20 protein-coding genes are annotated in these 23,241 nt (G+C 40.0%); 10 read left to right on the forward strand and 10 right to left on the reverse strand.

The annotated features are described in order from the left end of the window. Nucleotides 1-17: 17 nt before the first annotated feature. From C7S20_RS14485 to C7S20_RS14500, 4 genes are all read right to left on the reverse strand, one after another. Complete coding sequence (locus C7S20_RS14485) at nt 18-728, reverse strand: YiaD family glycine zipper/OmpA-like lipoprotein (protein ID WP_107013147.1); 711 nt, start codon at nt 726-728, stop codon at nt 18-20. A 13-nt stretch (nt 729-741) separates the two neighbouring features. After that, a complete protein-coding gene (locus tag C7S20_RS14490; RefSeq protein WP_107013148.1) occupies nt 742-1,221 on the reverse strand; it encodes a lipocalin family protein in 480 nt (159 codons plus the stop codon). 80 nt (nt 1,222-1,301) lie between these two features. After that, nucleotides 1,302-1,463: a DUF1328 family protein gene (locus C7S20_RS14495; RefSeq protein WP_107013149.1), complete on the reverse strand. Its 162-nt coding sequence runs from the start codon at nt 1,461-1,463 to the stop codon at nt 1,302-1,304. 132 nt (nt 1,464-1,595) lie between these two features. Continuing rightward, the gene (locus C7S20_RS14500; protein ID WP_227009018.1) at nt 1,596-3,596 is read right to left on the reverse strand and encodes an alpha-ketoacid dehydrogenase subunit alpha/beta; all 2,001 of its coding nucleotides are present in this window, start codon (nt 3,594-3,596) and stop codon (nt 1,596-1,598) included. 137 nt (nt 3,597-3,733) lie between these two features. On the opposite strand from C7S20_RS14500, the gene C7S20_RS14505 reads away from it, so the two are divergent. The 7 genes from C7S20_RS14505 to C7S20_RS14540 all read left to right on the forward strand — a co-directional run bounded on the left by C7S20_RS14505 (nt 3,734) and on the right by C7S20_RS14540 (nt 11,304). Continuing rightward, the gene (locus tag C7S20_RS14505; RefSeq protein ID WP_107014255.1) at nt 3,734-4,684 is read left to right on the forward strand and encodes an isopenicillin N synthase family dioxygenase; all 951 of its coding nucleotides are present in this window, start codon (nt 3,734-3,736) and stop codon (nt 4,682-4,684) included. A gap of 2 nt (nt 4,685-4,686) precedes the next feature. Then, nucleotides 4,687-5,043, forward strand: coding sequence for a translation initiation factor (locus tag C7S20_RS14510; protein WP_107013150.1), 357 nt, complete (start codon nt 4,687-4,689; stop codon nt 5,041-5,043). 30 nt (nt 5,044-5,073) lie between these two features. Beyond that, complete coding sequence (locus tag C7S20_RS14515; protein ID WP_107013151.1) at nt 5,074-6,003, forward strand: DUF1835 domain-containing protein; 930 nt, start codon at nt 5,074-5,076, stop codon at nt 6,001-6,003. 1 nt (nt 6,004) lies between these two features. Then, on the forward strand, nt 6,005-6,874 hold the full coding sequence (locus C7S20_RS14520) for a nucleoside phosphorylase (protein WP_107013152.1): 870 nt from the start codon (nt 6,005-6,007) through the stop codon (nt 6,872-6,874). A gap of 74 nt (nt 6,875-6,948) precedes the next feature. After that, nucleotides 6,949-9,003 (forward strand): polyphosphate kinase 1, encoded by a 2,055-nt coding sequence (gene ppk1 / locus C7S20_RS14525; RefSeq protein ID WP_107013153.1) that lies wholly within the window; start codon nt 6,949-6,951, stop codon nt 9,001-9,003. Further along, complete coding sequence (locus C7S20_RS14530; RefSeq protein WP_107013154.1) at nt 9,000-9,845, forward strand: substrate-binding domain-containing protein; 846 nt, start codon at nt 9,000-9,002, stop codon at nt 9,843-9,845. The genes ppk1 and C7S20_RS14530 overlap by 4 nt, the downstream gene beginning before the upstream one ends. Before the next feature lie 277 nt (nt 9,846-10,122). Continuing rightward, the gene (locus C7S20_RS14540; protein WP_107013156.1) at nt 10,123-11,304 is read left to right on the forward strand and encodes a ScyD/ScyE family protein; all 1,182 of its coding nucleotides are present in this window, start codon (nt 10,123-10,125) and stop codon (nt 11,302-11,304) included. 32 nt (nt 11,305-11,336) lie between these two features. On the opposite strand, the gene C7S20_RS14545 is transcribed toward C7S20_RS14540, so the two are convergent. Beyond that, nucleotides 11,337-12,002 (reverse strand): uracil-DNA glycosylase, encoded by a 666-nt coding sequence (locus tag C7S20_RS14545; protein WP_107013157.1) that lies wholly within the window; start codon nt 12,000-12,002, stop codon nt 11,337-11,339. Nucleotides 12,003-12,208: 206 nt separating this feature from the next. Between C7S20_RS14545 and C7S20_RS14550 the strand changes: the two genes are divergently transcribed. Both C7S20_RS14550 and C7S20_RS14555 read left to right on the forward strand, forming a co-directional pair. Then, nucleotides 12,209-14,392 carry an endonuclease MutS2 gene (locus C7S20_RS14550; RefSeq protein WP_107013158.1) on the forward strand — a complete coding sequence of 728 codons (2,184 nt, stop codon included), beginning with the start codon at nt 12,209-12,211 and terminating at the stop codon, nt 14,390-14,392. A 1-nt stretch (nt 14,393) separates the two neighbouring features. After that, complete coding sequence (locus tag C7S20_RS14555; protein ID WP_107013159.1) at nt 14,394-14,810, forward strand: thiol-disulfide oxidoreductase DCC family protein; 417 nt, start codon at nt 14,394-14,396, stop codon at nt 14,808-14,810. Here the strand turns inward: C7S20_RS14555 and C7S20_RS14560 are convergent. Continuing rightward, a complete protein-coding gene (locus C7S20_RS14560) occupies nt 14,807-16,135 on the reverse strand; it encodes a dicarboxylate/amino acid:cation symporter (RefSeq protein ID WP_107013160.1) in 1,329 nt (442 codons plus the stop codon). The two genes, C7S20_RS14555 and C7S20_RS14560, sit on opposite strands and share 4 nt — an antisense overlap. 16 nt (nt 16,136-16,151) lie before the next feature. Then, the gene (gene aroC, locus C7S20_RS14565) at nt 16,152-17,216 is read right to left on the reverse strand and encodes a chorismate synthase (protein WP_107013161.1); all 1,065 of its coding nucleotides are present in this window, start codon (nt 17,214-17,216) and stop codon (nt 16,152-16,154) included. Between the two features lie 175 nt (nt 17,217-17,391). On the opposite strand from aroC, the gene C7S20_RS14570 reads away from it, so the two are divergent. Beyond that, nucleotides 17,392-18,195 carry a UDP-2,3-diacylglucosamine diphosphatase gene (locus tag C7S20_RS14570; protein WP_107013162.1) on the forward strand — a complete coding sequence of 268 codons (804 nt, stop codon included), beginning with the start codon at nt 17,392-17,394 and terminating at the stop codon, nt 18,193-18,195. Nucleotides 18,196-18,200: 5 nt separating this feature from the next. Here C7S20_RS14570 and C7S20_RS14575 read toward each other — a convergent pair whose 3' ends face one another. From C7S20_RS14575 to C7S20_RS14585, 3 genes are all read right to left on the reverse strand, one after another. Beyond that, nucleotides 18,201-18,572, reverse strand: a complete 372-nt coding sequence (locus C7S20_RS14575; protein ID WP_107013163.1) for a response regulator — start codon at nt 18,570-18,572, stop codon at nt 18,201-18,203. A gap of 3 nt (nt 18,573-18,575) precedes the next feature. Beyond that, entirely contained in the window at nt 18,576-20,120 is a 1,545-nt protein-coding gene (locus C7S20_RS14580) for an ATP-binding protein (protein ID WP_107013164.1), read from the reverse strand. A 98-nt stretch (nt 20,121-20,218) separates the two neighbouring features. Next, a complete protein-coding gene (locus C7S20_RS14585; protein WP_107013165.1) occupies nt 20,219-23,140 on the reverse strand; it encodes an FAD-binding and (Fe-S)-binding domain-containing protein in 2,922 nt (973 codons plus the stop codon). Nucleotides 23,141-23,241: the final 101 nt, after the last annotated feature.

Here is a 23,241-nt window from a genome sequence, read left to right on the forward strand (position 1 = left end):
GAGGTACGTGAAATTAATTAATTCTGGTTACCTTCTTTTTCAGAGGCCTGTTGTTTGGCATTTTCTACCATTTCTTCATTGGCAATAATTGCCATTTCCACTCTTCGGTTTTTAGCGCGGCCTTCTGTGGTAGAGTTATCATATTTTGGTTGAGACTCTCCATACCATTTGGTAGTAAACCTGCTGCCGCTTATCCCTTTATCCACGAGATAATTGGTCACTGCCTGAGCACGATTTTTAGAAAGCGTAAGATTATAACTTTCGCTTCCCACACTATCGGTATGCCCTTCCACCAGGATATTGGTATTAGGATATTCTTTTAGGATACCGGCAAGTTTGTTCAGCGTTTGCTGAGACGCGTCGTTAATATTGTATTTGTCGGTTGCAAAATAAACACCGCTATTCTCATCAAAGGTTACATTTATTCCCTCACCTACCCTTTCGACTTCAGCACCGGGGATCTCTTCTTCAATTTTCTTGGCCTGTTTATCCATTTTGTTACCGATAATAGCACCGGCAGTTCCACCCACAACGCCACCAATTATGGCGCCTAAAGCAGTATTTCCTTCTCCGGTATTATTACCTATCACGCCGCCAACCACAGCTCCTCCCGTAGCTCCTATCACGGCTCCTTTTTGTTTATTATTCGCATTCTTCACGGCATCGCAGCTCAGCAGTACTGAACTTGCCAAAAGGATTACGAATATTCTGTTTATTGCTTTTTTCATGGTTTACTTGTTTTTAAATTTTTGTAAAATTCATTCTTATGGTAAAAGGAGATCCATTGAGGCTCACGGTTTGCTCCCATACCATTTGGCTGTCACTCAAACTCTTCAAATTCAATCGAAAACCCTGATTTCCGGTAGTAGATTTATAATCTTCATTGGTTGGTTTCAGAAGAAAATCATATACTCCGTTTGGGGTATTCTCTTCATCTATAGACCATATATAATAATTCGTCTGATCCTCACAACCAACACCGTTTATTGTATAAGTTCCCCTATTATTATTGGAAACGAAATCCCAGGTGCTGCCTTCAAAACAGGAAGCAGAAGCCTGGTTGAAAAGGGTAACATTGAAATCTCCGTTATTATAGGGATAAGTTACGCTTGTAAGTCTCCAGTTTCCATCAAATGTTTTACGGGCTTCCCTTGCAACTTTACTGGTTCCGCAGGAAGTAACCACAGCGGCGGTAAAAAGAATTATCAATAACTTTTTCATAGTATATATTTGGTTTTAAATAAAAAATCCAATGCACAATTCGATGAATTCGCACATTGGATCAGTATATTTTCATGCAATTATCTTCTGAATAACCTACTTAGTAAGGAAATTACTAATAACACCAGGAAAATATAGAATATGATCTTGGCAATGTCGGCTGCTCCTTCTGCAATTCCACCGAATCCGAAAATAGCGGCAATGATCGCAATAATCAGGAAAATAATGATTAAACGTACCATAATTAGAGGGTTTTAATTGATTAGTTATCTCTAAATTACAGTAGTGCCTACCAGCAGACAAAACATTATTAATACTTTAACAATGGATATGTTAAGAATTCTTAATAAAAAGGAACTATCATTTTTGAATTATTAATATTCTATTAATTCTATTAGTTTTTCTCTAAACCTTTCCTTTCCTAAATAACCTTTCTCCAGTGTTCCGGCAAAAGGAATGGGTGTTTCCAAACTACCTGCTCTCATTACCGGCGCGTCAAGTTTTTCAAAGCATTTTTCAGATATTATCGCGGCAATTTCTGAAGCGATACTGCCGAAAAGGGAATCTTCGGTTAATACAATGGCCTTTCCGGTTTTTGAAACCGATTTAATAATAGCTTCTTCATCTAAAGGCTGAAGGCTTCGAAGATCAATAAGATCGGCTTTTTCATAATTTATTTCCTCGAGACATTCCAGCGCCCAATGTACTCCGGCACCATAGGAAATAATAGTGATATCCTCTCCCTCTTTAAGTAAGGAAGCTTTCCCTAAAGGCAAAGTGTAATAATTTGTTGGGACCTCCTGCCTTATACTTCTGTAAAGCCCTTTGTGTTCAAAGAAAAGCACCGGATTGGGGTCATTTATGGCCGTGTTGAGTAAACCTTTAGCGTCGTAAGGAAAAGCAGGATAAATAATTTTTAAACCGGGAACCTTGGCAAACCAGGCTTCATTGGTCTGGGAATGAAAGGGTCCTGCCCCAACTCCCGCCCCGCAAGGCATTCGAATGACCACGTCGGCATTTTGATTCCAACGATAATGAACCTTGGCGAGATAATTCACCAGCGGATTGAATCCAGAGCTTACAAAATCCCCAAACTGCATTTCTACCATGGCTTTCATCCCGTTTATCGAAAGTCCCATAGCTGTACTTACAATCCCCGATTCGCAGATGGGAGTATTCCTGATCCTGTCACTGCCAAATTTTTCAAGAAACCCTTCGGTGATCTTGAAAACTCCGCCGTACTCTGCTATATCCTGGCCCATACAAACAAGATTTTCATGCCGCTGCATGGACTGTTCAAGAGCCTGGGAAATGGCATCTACAAATCTGATATTAACAGTTTCTGAATTTTTTTCAAAATGCTCATATTCTTTATTTTGGAATACATCATTTAACTCTTTAGTTTCATTGAAGGTAACTGGACTTTCTGCATAAGCGACCTTCAATCCGTTTTCAATTTCTTCAGTAATTTCCTTTTTAAAAAATTCTTCTTTTTCCTCATCAAGAATATCCCTTTCAAAAAGATAATTTCGGTAGTTGTCTATCGGATCTTTCTGCGCCCATTCATTCATAAGTTCATCAGGCACATACTTGGTGCCACTGGCCTCTTCATGGCCACGCATTCTGAAGGTTTTAAATTCAATAAGAACAGGCCTCGGATTTTCCCGTACATCTCCTGCAATTTCTAAGATCTTAGTATAAACTTCGAGGATATTATTTCCATCTATAATAAATGACTCCATTCCATAAGCAATGCCACGATCAGCTATATCCTTACAGCGATATTGTTCATTTACCGGCGTAGAAAGACCATAGCCGTTATTTTCAATGCAAAAAAGCACGGGCAGATCCCATACAGACGCAATATTGAGAGCTTCATGAAAATCCCCTTCGCTGGTTCCCCCTTCGCCTGAAAAGACCGCGCAGAGTTTCTTTTCTTTTCTGATCTTATGTGCCAGTGCAATGCCATCGGCAACCCCGAGCTGAGGACCCAGGTGAGAGATCATACCCACTATTTTATACTCCTGTGTCCCGAAATGGAAACTGCGATCACGGCCGTTCGTAAAACCAGAGGCTTTTCCCTGCCACTGGGCGAAAAGTTTTTCCAAAGGAATTTTTCTACCTGTAAAAACACCAAGATTTCTATGCATGGGAAGTATATACTCGTCATCTTCGAGAGCCATAGTAACTCCGATAGAAATCGCTTCCTGACCTATACCGCTGAACCATTTCGAAATTTTGCCCTGCCGCAGTAGTATCAACATCTTTTCTTCTATCATTCTGGGCTTTAGCATTTCGTTATATAATTCCAGTAAAACTTCTGAAGAAAGTTGGTTGGGCTTATATTTTATAGTGCCTGCAAGTGAGCTCTTCATATGCATAGTTGAGTTTTTGTATCTCAAATGTAACCAAATTTCTATATGCTAAGAAAAATATAATCTACCCACAGATCATTCAATTTTACTTAACTTTGCCTGTTAGACCTAAGAAACAAAACACCATACTTATGGCAATGAAAAATATTCCCAGCGTTGATCTGGCCGACTTCGTGGCGAATGATCCCAAACGCAAAGAAAAATTCGTTAACGAGATTGGTAAGGCATATGAAGAAATAGGTTTTGTAGCTCTAAAAAACCACTTTCTCAGTGATGAACTGGTTGAAGAACTCTATAAGGAAGTAAAAGCTTTTTTCGACCTTCCCATAGAAACCAAACAGAAATATGAAATTGAAGGCCTGGCCGGGCAAAGAGGATATATTTCCTTCGGAAAAGAACATGCCAAAGGAAAAAAAGAAGGTGACCTTAAGGAATTCTGGCATTTTGGACAGGAACCTTCTGAAGATGCCAACCTTACCGAAGAATATCCTGAAAATGTTCAGGTAGAAGAGCTTAAAGATTTTAATCATGTGGGCATGGAAGCATACCGGATGCTTGAAAAGACCGGAATTTATGTTCTAAGGGCGCTGGCTATTTACATTGGCCTTGAAGAACATTACTTTGATCCCTGGGTTAGCAATGGCAACAGTATTCTAAGGCCTATACATTACCCTCCCATACAAGAAGAACCAAAAGGAGCCGTTAGAGCGGGTGAACATGGAGATATAAATCTTATCACCTTGCTTATGGGAGCTTCAACAGGAGGTTTACAGGTGCTTCGCAAAGACGGTGTTTGGATAGATGCCATTCCACAGGAAGATGAACTGGTGATTAATGTAGGGGATATGCTGGAAAGACATACCAATAATAAACTGCGATCTACCATTCACCGTGTGGTAAATCCGCCGAAGGAAGAATGGGGCAACCCAAGGTATTCCATTCCGTTCTTTATGCATCCGCGAAGCGATATGAGGCTTGATTGCCTGGAAGAATGTATCGATGAAGATCATCCAAAACAATATGAAGACATTACAGCGGGTGAATTTTTGAATCAGCGCCTTATTGAAATAGGCCTGGCTAAAAAATAATTATGGCTAAGAAGAAGTTAGGACTTGAAAATTTAAGTGGATTTGTATTTTCCACCGATGAAAATTTTAATGAAAAAGAGTATCTGGAAGAAGGTAATTACGAAACTCCCGCTCCCGGTGAACAGGAACTGGAAGCTCATTTCAGCAATAAAGGCAGGGGCGGAAAAACCGTCACTATTATTAAAGGATTCCAGGGAAAAGAAGACGATCTTGCCGCATTAGGTAAAAGTTTGAAGAAGAAATGTGGCGTTGGAGGATCGGTAAAAGATGGCGAGATCATTATTCAGGGCGATGACCGTGAAAAGATAATGAGCATTCTTAGAAAAGAAGGTTATAAAGTAAAACGCGTTGGAGGTTAGCCTTCTTTAGCTCGATACAATTCATTAAATATGGAAAACAAAACCCTACACCTCGTGAACGGTGATAGTCTTGCAGAAAAGGTTACAGACCTCAATCTGAAAGGTGAAGTGATCGTTTGGCGGGAACTTTTGTGTGAAGGACCAACGCTTCAGGAAATAAATTCTGATTTTTTTAAATTGAGAAAGAAATTTCTGAAGAAAGCATATTCCATATCTGCTGAAGAATATGATAAGCGTTTTGTTTCCGAAATAAAAAGGCTGAAAGCGCTTGGTAAATTAGATGAAATTGTTCTGTGGTTCGAATTTGACCTTTTTTGCCATATCAATATGCTTGCCGCCATTAATCTGCTTAGAGAGATCCAGAAAGATGTTCCCATAACTCTGGTTTGCAGCAGGAAACTCATTGGAGAAAAAGAATTCAAACCCCTTTCGCAGTTAGACCTTAATGAGCTCGAAAATCATTATAAAAACCGGATTGACCTTACTGTTGACGATCTTGAAATCGCTACTTTGATTTGGGAATTGTACTGTAGCGATAATCCATTGAAATTAAAACCACAAATCAAGGTTAAATCTAATTTCGAATATTTATCCAGTTGTGTAAGGGCTCATGTTGAAAGATTTCCGAACAGCGTTACCGGAATAAATTCACTTGAAAAAAATGTGCTTCGCCTCATTGAAAACCACGATATAAAAAATGAGAATCACCTTTTGGGATATGTCCTGGAATACCAGGGATACTATGGATATAGTGACGCCCAAATGCAAAGGCTTCTAAAAAAACTTAATATATTCTATGAAGAAAAAGATGGCAGGATCCAGGTTTCTGAAAAAGGCCGCCTCGCGCTGGAAGGAAAACACAATTTTTATCAGGAATTAAAAAATGATGAATATTACGGTGGTGCCCGCATCTATGACTTTCTTTACGAATCTGAGACACACCGACTTTTAAAATTGTAAAATGACAATACTGGCTTCAGAGCTTATACTCAATCCCGATGGCTCTATTTATCACCTTGGAATAAAACCCGAAGATCTTGCTGATACGGTTATTGTAGTGGGAGATCCGGGACGTGTTCCTACTATTTCACGGCATTTTAATAAAATCGAAATCAAAAAGAACAAACGTGAATTTTGTACCCATACCGGATTTTATAAATCTAAACGTATTACCGTGATGTCAACGGGTATGGGTACAGATAATATTGATATAGCCTTTACGGAACTTGACGCGCTAAAAAACATCAATTTTTCTACAAGAAGGATTAAGGAAGAACAAAGTAGCCTTGAAATAATAAGGATTGGAACTACGGGCTCCCTTCAGAAAAATATCCCGGTAGATTCTTTTGTAGCCAGTGAATATGGTCTTGGCCTTGATGGTTTGATGCATTTTTACAACAGCGAGCATATTTTTGAAAAGGAAATAGCAGATGAATTTGTCAGGCAAACCGGATGGTCTACTAAAAAGGCATATCCTTATGTGGTAAAAGGAGATGGTTCTTTACTTGAAAAATTCATGAGTCCTGAAGTAAATAAGGGTCTCACGGCAACCAACTGCGGATTTTACGGTCCGCAGGGACGGGTTTTAAGACTGGGAATTCCCGATCCTGATATGAACGATAAAATTGCAGCTTTCAGCTTTCAGAATAAAGTAGTGACTAATTTTGAGATGGAGACGTCAGCTATCTACGGAATGTCGAAATTACTCGGGCATAGAGCCTTATCTATGAATGCCGTGATCGCAAACCGGGCAACCGGAAATTTCTCTTCAGATCCGAAGAAAGTAGTGGCTAATCTGGTAAACTACTGCCTGGAAAAGCTTGCCTCCTAAGAATCTTATTTAACAATATATTAAAAGCAAAGCAGGGTGGACTTTGTATTTTTGATGAAACACTTTTAACACCTATGCAGCAAACTAATAACGACCGGTTCAGGCATCGAGATCTTAACTGGTTAAGTTTTAATGCAAGGGTTCTTCAGGAAGCTGCAGATAAGATTAATCCCTTATTTGAGCGAATGAAATTCCTGGCCATTTTCTCTTCAAATCTGGATGAATATTTTCGCGTAAGAGTTTCCCAGCTCAGGCAAATTAAAAGAGTAAAAAAAAGTCTTCGTAAAAAACTGGCTTTACGTCCATCCAAAATCACCAAACAGATCATCGAAGAGGTCAAAAAGCAACAGGATGAATTCGGGGAAATATATTACGGACAAATTATTCCAGAACTTGCTGAAAATAATATTTTCATTCTTGGTTCTGAAGATTATAATCCTTCGCAGGAAAAGTTTGCCGGCAGCTTTTTCACCAAAAACATTAAAAAGCATTTAAAACCTTTGCGGCTTGATCTGTCTAAAGAAAATGAGCTTTTCTTAGAGAATGCCGTGCTCTATTTTTTGGTTTCTTTTAAGGAAGAAGATCATCTCGCCCTGTTAAAAATCCCGGTAAATGAATGCGGAAGGTTTATAATGATGGATAAGAAAAACGGAAATCACAATATCACTTTTCTTGATGAGATCATTCGCCATGAAGCCTTTCGACTTTTTCCAAAGGAAGAAATTACAGGTATTTACGAGATCAAACTTTCCAGGGATGCCGAATTGTATATCGATGATATTTATAATGGTGTTTTAGCCGAAAAGATCTATGAATCCCTGGAACAGCGTACCGATAATCAGCCTACGCGCCTTTTGTACGATGCCAGTATGCCCAAGGAAATTCAGAAGAAGATCAGAAAGCTCCTGAAACTGGGAAAAATAGATATGATGCCCGGAGGGAAATATCACAATTTCAAAGATTTCATGTCTTTTCCCGATCCTACCAGTAATCCCGATTTGCATTTTAAAAAACTGCAACCAGTTGCACATAGAGTTTTAACCAAGGCCAAAAATTATTTTGAGGTGATCAGGGAAAAAGATCAGTCGGTACATTTCCCTTATATGTCTTTTGATTATGTTGAAAATTTCCTGAAACAGGCCGCTGAGGACGAGAAGGTAACTGATATCAAAATTTCGCTTTATCGGGTCGCTGACGAATCTGTTTTGACATCTTCCCTATTGAAAGCTCTTGAAAATGGTAAAAAAGTAACGGTTTTTGTTGAAGCAAAAGCACGTTTTGATGAGGAAAATAATATCATCTGGGGAAGGAAATTTGAAGAAAAAGGAGCGAATGTTATTTATAGTTATCCCAAAGTCAAAGTACATTCAAAAATAATGCTGGTTTGCCGGAATGAAGGAGAAACCAATATGCGCTATGCCTATATAGGCACCGGTAACTTTAATAGTGAAACCGCAAAGTTATATTGTGATCACGCCATTTTTACTGCCGATAAACAAATTACAAAAGAACTTCAGCGTCTTTTTAAGGTTCTGGAAGGAGAACTTATCATTCCAAGGGAAAAAAATCTGATTATTTCGCCTTTTTCAACACGTCAGGAATTCATTAAGCTCATTTACAATGAGATCGAAAATGCCCGGGAAGGAAAAAAAGCGAAAATTACAGCTAAAATGAACAGCCTGGAAGACCAAGAAATGATTGAGCTGCTTTATAAGGCAAGTCAGGCCGGCGTTGAGATCAGGATGTTGATTCGTGGTTTTACCAGTTTGATTCCGGGTGTAAAGGGAATGAGCGAAAACATTTATGTCACCAGCGTGGTCGATCGTTTTCTGGAACATGGCAGAATTTATATTTTTGAGAACGGCGGGAATGAAGTCATTTTTTACGGCAGTGCCGACTGGATGAACCGCAACCTGGACAGACGGATCGAAGTGCTTTCACCGGTGCTGGATGAAGATATCAAAAAAGAATTCAGGGAAATCCTTGATATACAGCTCAAAGACAACGTGAAAGCTCGTATTCAGGATGCAGAGGAGAGCAATAGATATGTTCAACGAAAGAAAAATGAAAAAGCTATTCGTTCTCAGTACGAGATTTATGAATACCTGAAGAAAAAACATAAAGTATGAAAACGATTAAAATTGGCGGAGTTCCTGAACATTTTAATCTGCCCTGGCATCTCGCGATTGAAAATGATAATTTCAAAAAAGAGGATATTAACCTTCTTTGGAAAGATTTTCCCGAAGGCACAGGGGCGATGTGCAATGCTTTACGGAGCGGTGAATTAGATGCGGCGGTGATTTTAACTGAAGGAATTGTTCGCGATATCATCAATGGTAATGAATGTAAAATAATTCAGAATTTCATCGGGAGTCCGCTTATTTGGGGTATACATGTAGCTGCGGAATCAAAATATAAGAACATTGGCGATCTGGAAGGAACTAAAGCTGCCATTAGCCGGATGGGAAGCGGTTCACATTTGATGGCCTATGTGAATGCACAGCACCAGGGCTGGGATACCGACACGCTGAAATTTGAAATTGTAGATAATGTTGAAGGTGCTGTTAAGGCTTTAAAAGAAGGCCGCGCACAGTATTTTATGTGGGAACATTTTACCACGAAACCTCTTGTAGATAATCATACTTTTCGCCTGGTAGCCGACTGCCCTACTCCGTGGCCCTGTTTTGTCATTGCCGTGCGCAATGAATCGCTTCGGAAGGATCCAGAAAGGATACAGCGAATGCTGAAAGTGATCAATACCGAAACCAAAAATTTTAAATTACAGCCAAAAATTGATGTTCTCCTTGCAGAGAGATATCAGCAAAAACTGGAAGATATCCGGAAATGGCTTGATCTTACCCACTGGAGCCAGGAACAGATTGCTGAAGATGATCTAAAAAATGTTCAGGATACCCTGCTCCGTCTTAATCTCATTCCAGAGAAAAAGGAAAATTCATTTCTTATTTACTAATTTTTATTTTTTTGATCCTGAAAAGTATTTGTGCTTTTTTTTGTATCTTTAAAAGATTGATTACCAGTGAAATAAATTAAACTGGTTCCCCCCGTTGAAGAGTCTCCAAAACATTTTAAACAGCTGAAACTGAAATTTTAATTTTCAGCCCCCCTCCTGTTACCCGTTCTCCAGGACGGAAGTTTAGGCTTTCTTGTTCCCAAATAAAGACTCTCTTCTTTAAGGTGAACGTCTTCGGGTAAATGAATAATAGCTTAATAACCAAAAAATTATTATTATGAATGCCAAAAAACAACCAATCAATTATGAGGTTTGGAGAAAATTCCTATTAATTTTATTAATAGTTTTTGCTGTATCCTGCCAAAAAGAAACAGAAGATTTATCGATTGATGCTCAATCTCTTAAAGCTAAAAAGAACCAGGTCAATGCTCCTTTTGAATTCACCGGTGTCGTTTATGATATTTCAGCTACCCCTGATGGAAGTATTATGGTAGGTGTGAACTCTGGTACTGCCAGAAGTATCCAGCTTATAAAAAAGGGAGAGGTCAGGACTATGCAGGAGGTTCAGGTTAATACCGATATTCAGGGAATACAGGCTATCGGTACCGGAAACGCTTTTTTTACCACCGGGGGAAGTGACCTTGCCGAAGACGGGGAATTATACCGTGTTTCCAATGGAAATGTAAGAATGGTAGCCGATTTAGGCAAATTCGAAAAGGATAATGATCCCGATGCTTATGAAGGTATCCAATGGAAAGATCAAGAATGCGAATCAGATCCTCCTGATTTCCATGCCGGAGCACAAAATAATCCGTTTAAAGTTACTGCGCTGGATGGAAAAACGGCTTTGGTCGCAGATGCTGCCGGAAATACTGTTCTACAGGCCACTACGACAGGAGAAATAGACTGGAAAGTATTATTAACTCCTCCCCTAAATGAAAGTGGTGATTTCAAAATACTCTCAGAAAATGAAGACCTCACCTGTTATGTTCAACCTGTGGCTACCTCAGTCGCTGTGGGCCAGGATGAATATTTTTATGTTGGAGAACTTACCGGGGCGATACCCGATGGATTTCCAACTGGACTTTCGAGAGTCTGGAAAATTCGTAAAGATGCAACTCACGTAGTGTGCAATGAAAAAGTAACTTCAAACGATTATGAATTGCTGGTAAATGGCCTAACTTCAATTATTGATCTTGAAGTTGGTCCTGATGGTCTTTTATATGTAGTTGAATATGATAAAGGCAGCTGGTTTGCGTCGTTTTTGCCTGATTTTATCCAGGGCGGAAGGATTAGCGCTTACAATACAGAAAGTGGAGAACTAATTAAAGAGGTTAGCGGACTCGAATTCCCCAGCGCAATTACTTTTGACAAAAAAGGTGATTTATGGCTGCTTGAAAAAAATGTTATGGCACCTTCTGTGAGAATGCTTGATCCAGATGAATGGGAATGGCTATAAAATCTAAAAGCCGGCAAAATTGCCGGCTTTTTTTACCAGTCTATTGGTTTTTTCCCATGATTTTTTAAATATTCATTCGCCTTGCTGAAATGTTTATTTCCGAACCAGTAACCGCGATTGGCGCTTAAAGGCGAGGGATGTCCACTTGTTAGTATCAGATGTTTAGAAGAATCGATGAGTTTCGACTTTTTCTTTGCGTAACCGCCCCAGAGCATAAATACCACATGTTCTTTATCTCTTGAAACCGCTTCTATCACTTTATCGGTAAAGATTTCCCAGCCTTTATTCTGATGCGATCCCGCCTGGTGCGCGCGAACGGTAAGCGTGGCATTCAGTAAAAGCACACCCTGATCGGCCCAGCGTTCCAGATTTCCGGTTTTTGGATAAGGTTTTCCAAGATCCTGCTCGATTTCCTTGAAAATATTGACCAGCGAAGGCGGAATACTTACATCTTCTTTCACTGAAAAACAGAGCCCGTTTGCCTGCCCCACACCATGATAAGGGTCCTGACCAATGATTACCACTTTGGTCTCGTCAAAGCTGGAATGGTCAAAAGCGGCAAAAATATCTTTTCCGGGAGGAAAACAGGTGTTTGCCGAATATTCATTTTTGACAAATTCAATAAGATTTTTAAAATAGTCTTTTTCAAACTCTGGATTCAGCTCTTTTTTCCAGCTTTCGTCTATTCTTACGTTCATGAGAATTAAGTAACTTTGCGTCACCTCAAAAGTAGGGAAAATAAAAAATGTCGGACAAAGTGTTTTTTCGCTTTCGTTTAAGCAAATAGAAGTCCGAATTTTTTATTTTACCTCTCCCGGAATCGCCTAATATCGATTCCAATCTCTCCAAAAAGAGAGGTAATTGAGATAGAGGGGCTTAGCCCCCGAGAACATTTTAAAATGATATGATTAAAATTAGTTCCAGGAGCCTTGAAGATCTTGAATTTCAGGTAGTGTGTGGGCAGGTGAGCGAATTGTGCATCACCGGACTCGGGAAAGAGAAAGCCCTTAAAATAACTCCTTATCCAACATATAAAAAAACCATTTTCGGGCTGAATCAAACCAATGAGTATTTCAATTCGAAATTACAGGAGACACCCATTCCAAATCATGGTTTTGAGTCGATTCAGCAGGAAATAAAACTGCTTGGTATCGAAGGTGCCGTACTCGAGATTTCGGGATTTCGTAAAATTGCTTCAATCACTGAAACTGTAAATTCTCACCTGAAATATTTCGAAAAATACAGCGAGATCTACCCAACACTCTCTGAAACCGTTTCCCATCTCGATTTTGATACCAATCTCACCGAAAAGATCAACGGCGTGATCGATCGCTTTGGCGAAATGAAAGATGATGCCTCTCCCCTGCTTCAGAATTTGAGAAGATCGATCAATTCTGTTCGCGGGCAGATCAATTCCAGTTTCAATTCGGCGCTTTCAAATTATCATTCTTACGGCTATCTTGACGAGATCAAGGAAAGTGTGGTTGAAAATGTAAGGGTTCTGGCAGTCAAGGCCATGCATCGCCGGAAAGTGAAAGGCGGGATTATGGGGAACTCCAAAACCGGGAGTATCGTTTATATCCAGCCTGAAGCTACCTATAAATTTACCCGCGAGCTTAATAATTTGGAGTATGAAGAAAAGGAAGAGATCAAACGAATTCTAAAAGAACTGACCGAATTTGCGCGGCCATATCGAGAAACTTTGATTGAATACCAGGAATTGCTGAGTGATTTCGATGTAATCGCAGCAAAATCTAAATACGCTGAAAAGATCAATGGCGTTCTTCCCAAAATTTCAAAAGACAGGGAACTTCAGTTGAAAGAAGCTTTTCATCCGCTGCTCTATTTGAGCAATAAACGAAAGGGAGAGAAAACCTTTCCGCAGAGTATTGAGCTGGCGCAGGATAATCGTATAATTGTTATTTCAGGACCCAATGCCGGTGGGAAAAGTATCACCTTAAAGACCGTCGGTCTCCTTCAGGTGATGCTTCAAAGTGGAATGTTGATTCCCGTTCATGAATTCAGCAGGGTTTGCCTATTTAATAAAATTCTCACGGATATCGGCGATAACCAGTCGATTGAAAATCACCTGAGCACTTACAGTTACAGGTTGAAGAATATGAATTATTTTCTTCGTAAATGTGATGATAAAACGCTGTTTTTAATTGACGAATTCGGCACCGGAAGTGATCCCGAACTCGGCGGTGCCCTGGCTGAAACATTTCTGGAAGTATTTTATGAAAAAGGTTCTTACGGAATTTTAACCACACATTACGCGAACCTTAAAAAACTGGCCGGTGAACTGCCTGATATGAGCAACGCCAATATGATGTTCGACAGTACAACGCTGGAACCTATCTATAAACTCCAGGTGGGCGAAGCCGGAAGCTCCTTTACTTTTGAAGTAGCTCAAAAGAACGGAATTCCGTATAGCCTTATCAATCGTTCCAGGAAAAAAGTGGAACGCGGAAAGATCCGTTTTGACCGCAGTATTGCCAAACTTCAGAAAGAGCGGTCAGAATTGCGAAAAACCACCGACTCTTTAAAGCAGAAGGAATCGAAGGCTGCTGAGCAGAAAGATAAACTGGAAGAGATCAATTACCGTATTCAGCAAAAACTGGAAAATTACCAGGAATTATATGATTCCAATCAGCGGATGATCTATCTGGGGCAGAAACTGGACGATCTTAGCCTGAAATATTTCAATAATAAGAAGAAAAAAGAGCTGATCGGTGAATTGCTAAAGATCGTGGAGATCGAAAATTCCAAGCGAAAAAAGGAAAACGCGAAGCAACAGAAAGCGAGGAAAGCCAAAGAAATGCAATTAAAGAAAGAGGTTCAAAAGAAGATCGAACCTATCCGTGAAAAGAAAAAAGAAGAAAAAAAGAAGGAGCAGGAAATTAAAAAACAGGAAGCCAGTAAACCAAAACCAAAACTGAAAATTGGTGACCGTGTTCGGCTTGAAGACGGAAAAGCTGTGGGTTCGATCGATACTATTGAAAAAGGCAAGGCCATTGTGAATTATGGAATGTTCACCACTTCAGTTGATGTGGAACAACTGGAACTGGTGCAGGCCGCTAAAAAATAATATGAACAATCTACCTGAAAATAAGAAAATCGTGCTTTTTGACGGCGTTTGCAACCTGTGTAACGGCGCCATACAATTCATTATAAAACATGATAAAAAAGATATTTTCAGGTTTGCTTCTCTGCAAAGTGAACTGGGAAAAAATCTTTTGGCGGAAAGAGGATTGGATACTGAACAACTGGAATCCATCATTTTAATTGAGCCCGGTGTTGCTTATTATAAAAAGTCTACAGCTGCACTGGAAATTTCAAAAGATCTTTCCGGTGGTTATTCATTTTTAAAAATTTTCTTCGGAATTCCAACATTTATCCGTGACGGAGTCTATGATTTTATAGGAAATCACCGCTATAAATGGTTCGGTAAGAAAGAGCAGTGCATGATCCCTACTCCCGAACTAAAAGCTAAATTCCTGGATTAAATTTTTTCTGTGTTAACTTCAGCATCGGGATGATACTCCTCGTCCCATTCTTTTACGTTAGGCGGCCCCATCATATCAACCGATTTCGCGACCATTAATGCCACAGCGGCATCACCAGTTACATTTACAGTGGTTCGACACATATCCAGGGGTCGATCTATTGCGAAGATCAATGCCAGCCCGGCTTCAGGTATTCCGGCCTGTGCCAGTACAATAACCAGCATGACCATTCCGGCACCGGGAACAGCTGCAGAACCTATAGATGCGAGGGTTGCCGTAGCGATTATTCCCATTTGAGTGCCAAGGCTAAGGTCCATTCCAAAAGCCTGGGCGATAAAAACTGCCGCAACAGCCTGGTAAAGACTTGTTCCGTCCATATTAATGGTAGCGCCAATTGGAAGAACAAAACTGGTCACTTCTTTATGAACACCCATGTGCTCTTCTACCCTTTCCATGGTTACCGGAAGTGTTGCCGCGCTTGAGCTGGTGGAAAATGCGAGTAATTGAGCGGGGGCAATTCCGTTGATAAAAAAAGAAGGCTTATTACCTGTAAAAATCCATACAAGCAGAATATAAACCCCAATCATAAGCGCAAGTCCAATCAGAACCGTCATGGCATAAAGAGCAAGGGCTGCAAAAAGGTCGGTGCTGGGCGATTCTACAACGAGAGCCGCTAAAAGAGCAAAAACACCAAATGGAGCGGCAAGCATAATAAGGTCTATGAGCTTCAGGATCACTTCATTGAAACCATCAAAAAAATCTTTTACAGGTTTTGCTGTTTGTTCAGGGATCAGGATCAGGCCTATTCCGAAGAAAATAGCGAAAAATATAACCTGTAACATATTCCCATTATCGCTGGCAGCGCCAAAAATATTACTTGGAACAATATCTTCTAAAGCCTGTAAAGGCCCGGCATCCTTTTGTTTTTCGGCATCTGAGATTCGTACCGAGGCATCACCTTCATAACTGGCAATAAGGTCGCTCCTGGTGTCTTCAGAAATTGTTCTCCCGGGACCAATGACATTGACAAGCACAAGACCAATGGAAACAGCGATTACCGTGGTAATGATGTAGGTCGCAATAGTTCGGATCCCCATTTTCGACAATTTCGAAATGTCTTTAAGGTCAGAAATCCCCTTGATAAGTGAAGCCAAAATAAGTGGCACTGCAATCAATTTCAAGGCATTGATAAAGATATTCCCGAAAGGTTTGATCCAGTCGCTGACGAATTCAGGTCCCCAGCTAAAATTAGTAAGGATCAGCGCGAAAACAACTCCCGCTACCATTCCGAGTAAGATCTGCCAGTGCAGTGCAATTTTCCTCATATTATTAATACTGAAATTAAAGTTTTGATGTCTTATTCTGAAGGTAATAATCTGCGATTACCAGCGCGGCCATGGCTTCTACGATAGGTACCGCTCTTGGAACCACGCAGGGATCATGTCTTCCCTTGCCCTGCATTTCTACCTCTTCACCTTTGGAATTGATGGTTTCCTGCTTTTGCATCAAAGTTGCAACCGGCTTAAATGCCACATTGAAGTAGATATCCATACCGTTGGAGATCCCACCCTGGATTCCTCCGCTTAAATTGGTTTTAGTTGATTTATCGGTGTTGAAATGATCGTTATGTTCGCTCCCGCGCATTTTCGTGCCGGCAAATCCGCTGCCGTATTCAAAACCTTTCACGGCGTTGATGGAAAGCATGGCTTTTCCCAGTTCGGCGTGCAGTTTATCGAATACCGGTTCCCCAAGACCTTTCGGCATATTTTGAATAACACATTTAACCGTGCCTCCAACTGTATCACCTTCGGAACGAATCTTTTTGATAAAGTTTTCCATTTCTGAAGCGGTTTCAGCATCGGGACAACGCACCGGATTTTTTTCAATTTCCGAGAAATCGAGTTCAGAAAAATCTTTTTTCAGTTCAAGTTCCCCCACCGAAGCTACAAAAGCGGTGAATTTTACCTCTTTCAGCAGCTGCTTGGCGATACTTCCGGCCACCACCCTGCAGGCGGTTTCACGAGCCGAAGACCTGCCGCCGCCGCGGTAATCGCGAACTCCGTACTTTTCGTCATAAGTATAATCGGCATGGGAAGGACGATAGGTATCTTTTATATGCGAGTAATCTTTTGATTTCTGATTGGCATTTTTAATCACGAAACCAATGGGGGTTCCCGTTGACTTCCCTTCAAATATTCCGGAAAGAAATTCGACCGTATCAGGCTCTTTTCGCTGGGTTACAATTGCCGATTGCCCCGGCCGCCTGCGGTCAAGGTCTTGCTGAACAAGTGTGGTGTCGATTTCAAGTCCCGCAGGACATCCGTCTATAATGCCGCCAATGGCTGCACCATGCGACTCTCCGAAAGTGGTAAGTTTAAAGATTTTACCGAAAGAATTTCCAGGCATTCAAAGGATTTTGAACAAATGTAATTTTTTAAGCACATATTTGAAAATGGAATCCTACTTAAAGTTGGCATAATACTAACTCCCACACTTAAACATTTGGTAATTTATTTTTAATTCTATGCTAAGCCAGGGAAGCAGCATTTAATTCAAATTTGCAGTAAATGTTATTAATATTTTGAAAAAGAGAAAACCTGAGATAGTGGTTGTTTCAGATGTCCATTTGGGAACACTTGGCTGTAACGCAAAAGAACTCCTGGAGTATCTTAATGGAATTAAACCCAAAAAACTTATCCTGAACGGGGATATAATCGATATCTGGCAATTCAGGAAAAGTTATTTTCCCAAAGCTCATCTTGATGTGATCCGGCGCATTATCGAAATGCAATCGAAGGGAACCGAAGTTATTTATATTACCGGGAATCACGATGAAATGCTGAGGAAATTCAGCGGCACGGTTGTTGGCGGATTCCAAATCCTGGACAAACTGGTTCTCGATCTCGACGGAAAAAAAGCCTGGTTCTTCCATGGTGATGTCTTTGATATTTCAATAAAAAATGCAAAATTCTTAGCTAAATTAGGCGGTTGGGGTTATGATCTTCTAATTATCTTAAACCGATTTCTTAACTGGTTCCTGGTAAAAAGAGGAAGAAAAAAATATTCACTTTCCAGGAAAATCAAAAATAGTGTTAAGGAAGCAGTCAAATTTATTTCAAAATTTGAAAAAACCGTAGCTGAACTTGCAATCGAAAATGGCTATAAATATGTGATTTGCGGACATATTCATCAACCCAAAATGGTTCGTAAAATCACTAAAAACGGAATTTGTCTTTACATGAATTCAGGAGATTGGATCGAGAATCTTACCGCACTGGAATACAAAAATAAAAAATGGAACCTGGTCTATTACCAGGAACTTCAGGAAAAAAAGCGGCAGGAAAGACATAATCTCACCGCCGTTACTGTATTATCCAAAAAGTAATGTCTTTATTTACCGGAATGTTTTTCCAAGATCTCATCGGTCAGGGAAATGAGCGTTTCCATATCAAAGGGTTTGGAAAGAAATTCAGTAGCGCCGGCCTGTTTGCAAATTTCATTAACGTTGTGAAGTGCCGACATCATAATCACGGGAATATCGGCAAATTCCTCATCTTTTCGAAGATCGGCACACACATCTGTCCCGTCTACCCCCGAGATGAGCTTATCAAGCAGGATCAGGTCGATATTATTAGACTTTATATTTTCTTTCGTCTTTCTTGGCTCCTGGGAAACCACCACCTGGTGCCCGTTAAATTCAAGAATATCACGCAACATGAATCCTATAGTTTGATCATCATCAACAATCAATATATTCGCCATAATTTAATTTTGTTCTAAAGGTAAAGTGAAAATAAATTCAGAACCTTTTCCAGGTTCACTGTTAACAAAAATTTCCCCGTGATGCCTGTGAATGATCTGTTTTGAAAGGTAAAGACCAATTCCAAAACCCGAATAAGTTTCTTCATTTTGGGATGGAACCCTAAAAAACCTGTTAAAAACAAGCTTTTTGTCTTTATCGGAAATCCCGATCCCAAAATCCTTTACTCCCACTCCAACATGGTTCCTGTCCGGGTGAAAAACGCGGACCTCAATTCTTTTATCGTCACCCGAATATTTAATGGCATTGGTAATTAAGTTTACAATCACCTGCCCGATCCTGTCTTTATCTGCACTCACATTGCATTCGCAATAGTGATTTAATTCAACCCTTAAATTTTTATTTGTATAACTAAAATCCTCTATGATCTCTTCCACCAGGTCGTTGAGAAGAAATTTTTCAAGTTTCAATTCCATCTCATTTTGCTCAATTCGGGAAAGATCAAGCATTTCTGAAATCAGCCTGATAAGCCTTTCTATCTGGCCTTCTATACGATTAAGGTAAGGTTTTACAACCTTGTTCTCTTCAGTCTCTTCTCCAAGCATAGATTGCAGAAGTTGAATATATCCTTTAATTGAAGTTACAGGAGTTTTTAATTCATGACTTACCAGTTTAAGAAAATCTTCTTTTCTTTTTTCTTCTTCCTTCATTTTTTGAATTTCGATGGCAGAAGAAATCCAGTATTCCACATTCCCTTCCTGATCCTTCAGTGGAGCGATTTGGCAAAGATGCCATTTGTACTCCTTATTTTTATCTTTAATTCTACATTCAACTTCAAATGGCCTTCCCGATTTTAATGATTTTTCCGCAATTTCCTGGATATTTTGCCAGTCTTGGTGATGCAACATCTTACCGGGTTCTTTTTCAATAAGTTCATCAAGACTGCGTCCTGTATAATCCAGCCAGCTTTGGTTATAATAATAAGAATTTCCATTTTTATCAGAAATACTGATCTTATGCGGCATAAAATCTGAAATACTGCGGTAAAGATCTTCACTCTTCTTTAACTCCTTATGAAGAACAGCCTGAGAGCTTACCTCGTGGGCGATAACCGCCACTCCATAGATCTTTCCATTTTGATCCCGTTGTGGCTGGTAAATAAAGTTAAAATAAAGAAGTTCTCTCCCGCTTTCCCTGCTAATATACACGGGCATTTCATAGCCGCGCCTGGCCTCTCCCTTTTCATAAACCTCCAGAAGAAGATTTTCCAGGCCCTGCTCTTTTATGTCGGGATGAGCTTCAACCAGTGGTTTCCCGATAATATCTCGTGATTTATTCCAGAAATTGAGAACTGCATCGTTTGCGACTTCTATTATAAGATCCTCGCCTTTAAGTAAAGTTATCATTGAAGGCGAAGAGTGAACCAAGGTTTTATACTGGTGCAATTCAAAAGCATCACCTTTATCTAATTGTTCTTTTAGATATTCGTTTTCCCTATGACTTTTTGATAATTCCTTTTCTAACTCCTTAATTCGAAGTTCCTCGGTCATTTAGATCTGTTTAACTAATTAGTTTCCCGGTGTTGAGAATTTTTAAAAGTATAGATTTTTTAACCGGAAACTAAACATTTAAGATTTTCTTAATATGATCAGGCAAGGGCTTTTTTCAATATAGAAATAGGGTGTTCTGCAATTTTGCCGGTACCGTCTTTTATCTGGTGTCGGCAACTGGTGCCATTAGCCGAAATGATTGTATTTGGCCCTGCTTTTCTAACTGCGGGAAAAAGGGAATTTTCTCCAATTCGCATACTCACCTCGTAGTGTTCTTTTTCGTACCCGAAAGAACCCGCCATCCCACAACAACCCGAAGGAATGATGGTCACCGTATAGTTTTTCGGAAGGTTTAACACTTCGAAAGTACGGGAAGTATTAGAAAGCGCTTTCTGATGGCAATGTCCATGAATCTTCACCGTGGCTTTTTTCTTTGTAAACTGATTTTCAGAAATATTGCCTTCGGAAATTTCCATTTTCAGAAATTCCTCAATTATAAAACAATTTTTAGATAATTGGAGTGCCGCTTCTTTATCATCAGCCAGGCGAAGGTATTCATCACGAAAAGAAAGAATCGCTGAAGGCTCTATGCCGATAAGAGGCGTGTCATTGTTGATAATATCTTTGAAAATCTTCACATTTTGATTAGCAAGAGCTTTGGCTTCGGAAAGAAATCCTTTTGAAATATAACTTCTTCCGCTTTCAGGATGATCAATAATTTCCACCTGATAATTCAGTTTGGCCAAAAGCTGAAGGGCATCCTTTCCAATTTTTACATCCAGGAAATTGGTGAATTCATCACAGAAAAGATAGATCTTTTTCACCGGATTTTTCACCTGAAACTTTTCCATATTCTCCCTATAATACTGCCTCAGTGTTTGTTTGGAAATTACCGGCAATTCCCTTTCCGGAGCTATTCCAAGGAATTTTTTTAGCATTCCCGAACTCAGCTTGTTTTTCATAAAATAGCGGGAAATTCCGGGAGTTTTTGATGCAAGGCTGTTGTAATGAGAAATATTAGCAAACATCCTGTCTCTCAAAGAAGGCTTATGCGCTTTATGGTATTGATACTGAAATTCGGCTTTTAAACTGGCCATATCAACATTGGAAGGACATTCACTTTTGCAGCCTTTACAGCTTATGCAGAGATCCAATACTTCCTTAAGTTCTTCATGATCAAACCTGTTTGCCTTTTCTGAATTGGTCAGGAATTCCCTTAAAGCGTTTGCTCTCGCCCGGGTGGTATCTTTTTCATCTTTTGTAGCCCGATAACTGGGACACATAGTGCCCCCGGCTTCCACCGATTTACGGCAATCCCCGCTGCCGTTACATTTTTCAGCCAGCCGCAAAACTCCATCGGCATCTGAAAAATCCATAATAGTTTCGATCTCCGGTTCTTTTCTTCCCGGAACATAGCGAAGGGAAGTATCCATGGGATCGGTATCCACGATCTTACCGGGATTAAAGATATTGAGAGGATCAAAAACTGTTTTTACCTCTTTCAGAAGTTTGTAATTATGAGAGCCGATCATTTTTTCAATAAATTCAGCTCTTACACGTCCGTCCCCATGTTCCCCGCTCAAAGAACCATTGTATTTCTTTACTAAGGCTGCCACCTCTTCGGTAATTTGCCTGAAAAGCCTGACATCCTCTTTTTTCTTAAGGTCCAGAATAGGTCTTAAATGAAGTTCCCCGGCACCGGCATGTGCATAATAAACCGCCTGCTGATCGTATTTCTTCATGATAGCCGAAAATTCATTGATATATTCGGCTAAAACAGGCAGAGGTACAGCGGTGTCTTCAATACAGGCGACGGCTTTTTTGTCACCTTTCATATTTCCCAGAAGGCCTAATCCGGCTTTTCGTAATTCAAGGGCGAGATCTATTTCGTCACCAAAAAGCACAGGATTCGCATAGCTTAATCCCGATTTATCAATTGTAGAAAGAAGCGCCTCAACCTGTTGTTGAAGGTTTTCTTCAGAATCTGCCCGTAGTTCCAGCATCAAAATTGCCATTGGATCACCTTCAATAAAAAACCTGTTTTCGCGATATTTCAGGTTTTGGCTGGTACAGTCCAGGATGACCTTATCCATCATTTCACAGGTGAAAAGGTTGTGGTCCATCACCGGCACCACCGCCTGTAAACAATTTTCGATATTGCTGAAATGTGCGGCGACCATAGCCGTGTACTTTGGCGGAAGCTTATCAAGCTGCAGGGTAATCTCAGTAATAAAAGCGAGGGTACCCTCACTTCCCGAAATAAGTTTACACATATTAAAGGCATCTCCTGTCTCAGTAAAAATTTCTGACCGCAGCAACTCGTCAATGGCATATCCGGTATTTCTCCTGTGAATGCCGGGATCTGGGAATTCTTTTTCTATTTCCTTTTTATTTTCTTCGCTGGAAAGAATATCATTAAGCTTGCGATAAATTTCGCCTTCGAGAGATTTTAATTCAAGTTTCTTGTCATATTCAGCTTTCGTGAGATCTTTGAATTCAACTTCAGACCCATCGCTTAGAAGGCATTTTAAGGAAATTAGTTTCTCCCTGGTGGTGCCATATTTAATAGAAGTTGTCCCGCTGGAATTATTACCGGCCATTCCTCCTATCATACAGCGATTGGAGGTAGAGGTATTCGGACCGAAAAAGAGTTGGTATTTGCTTAATTTTCTGTTTAGATCATCCCGTATTACGCCCGGTTGAACAGTAACTTTTTTCTGCTTTTCGTCTATTTTAACAATATCGGTGAAATGGCGGGAAACGTCAACAACTATTCCGTTTCCTGTACACTGCCCTGCCAGGGAAGTTCCTGCTGTTCGTGGAATTAGGGAGGTACCGTTTTCGGCGGCAAATTTTATTAATAGTTTCAGGTCCGGGACATTTGCCGGATAACATACTGCCAGAGGCAATTCCCGATACACCGAGGCATCAGTGGCATAAATAGACCTTCTAAGGGAATCATCAAAAAATTCACCGGTGAGTTCTTTTCTCAGTTGGTTGAGGGCGCGCTTAAAATCCATATCCAAATTTAGAAGTTTTTGCGATTTTGACTTAACAGTTTTTTAATTAATATTAACAATACATTGACGGTGGAGAACGTTTTTGTAATACAAATCGCATT

The organism is Christiangramia fulva, from assembly GCF_003024155.1.
Taxonomy (GTDB): Bacteria; Bacteroidota; Bacteroidia; order Flavobacteriales; family Flavobacteriaceae; genus Christiangramia; species Christiangramia fulva.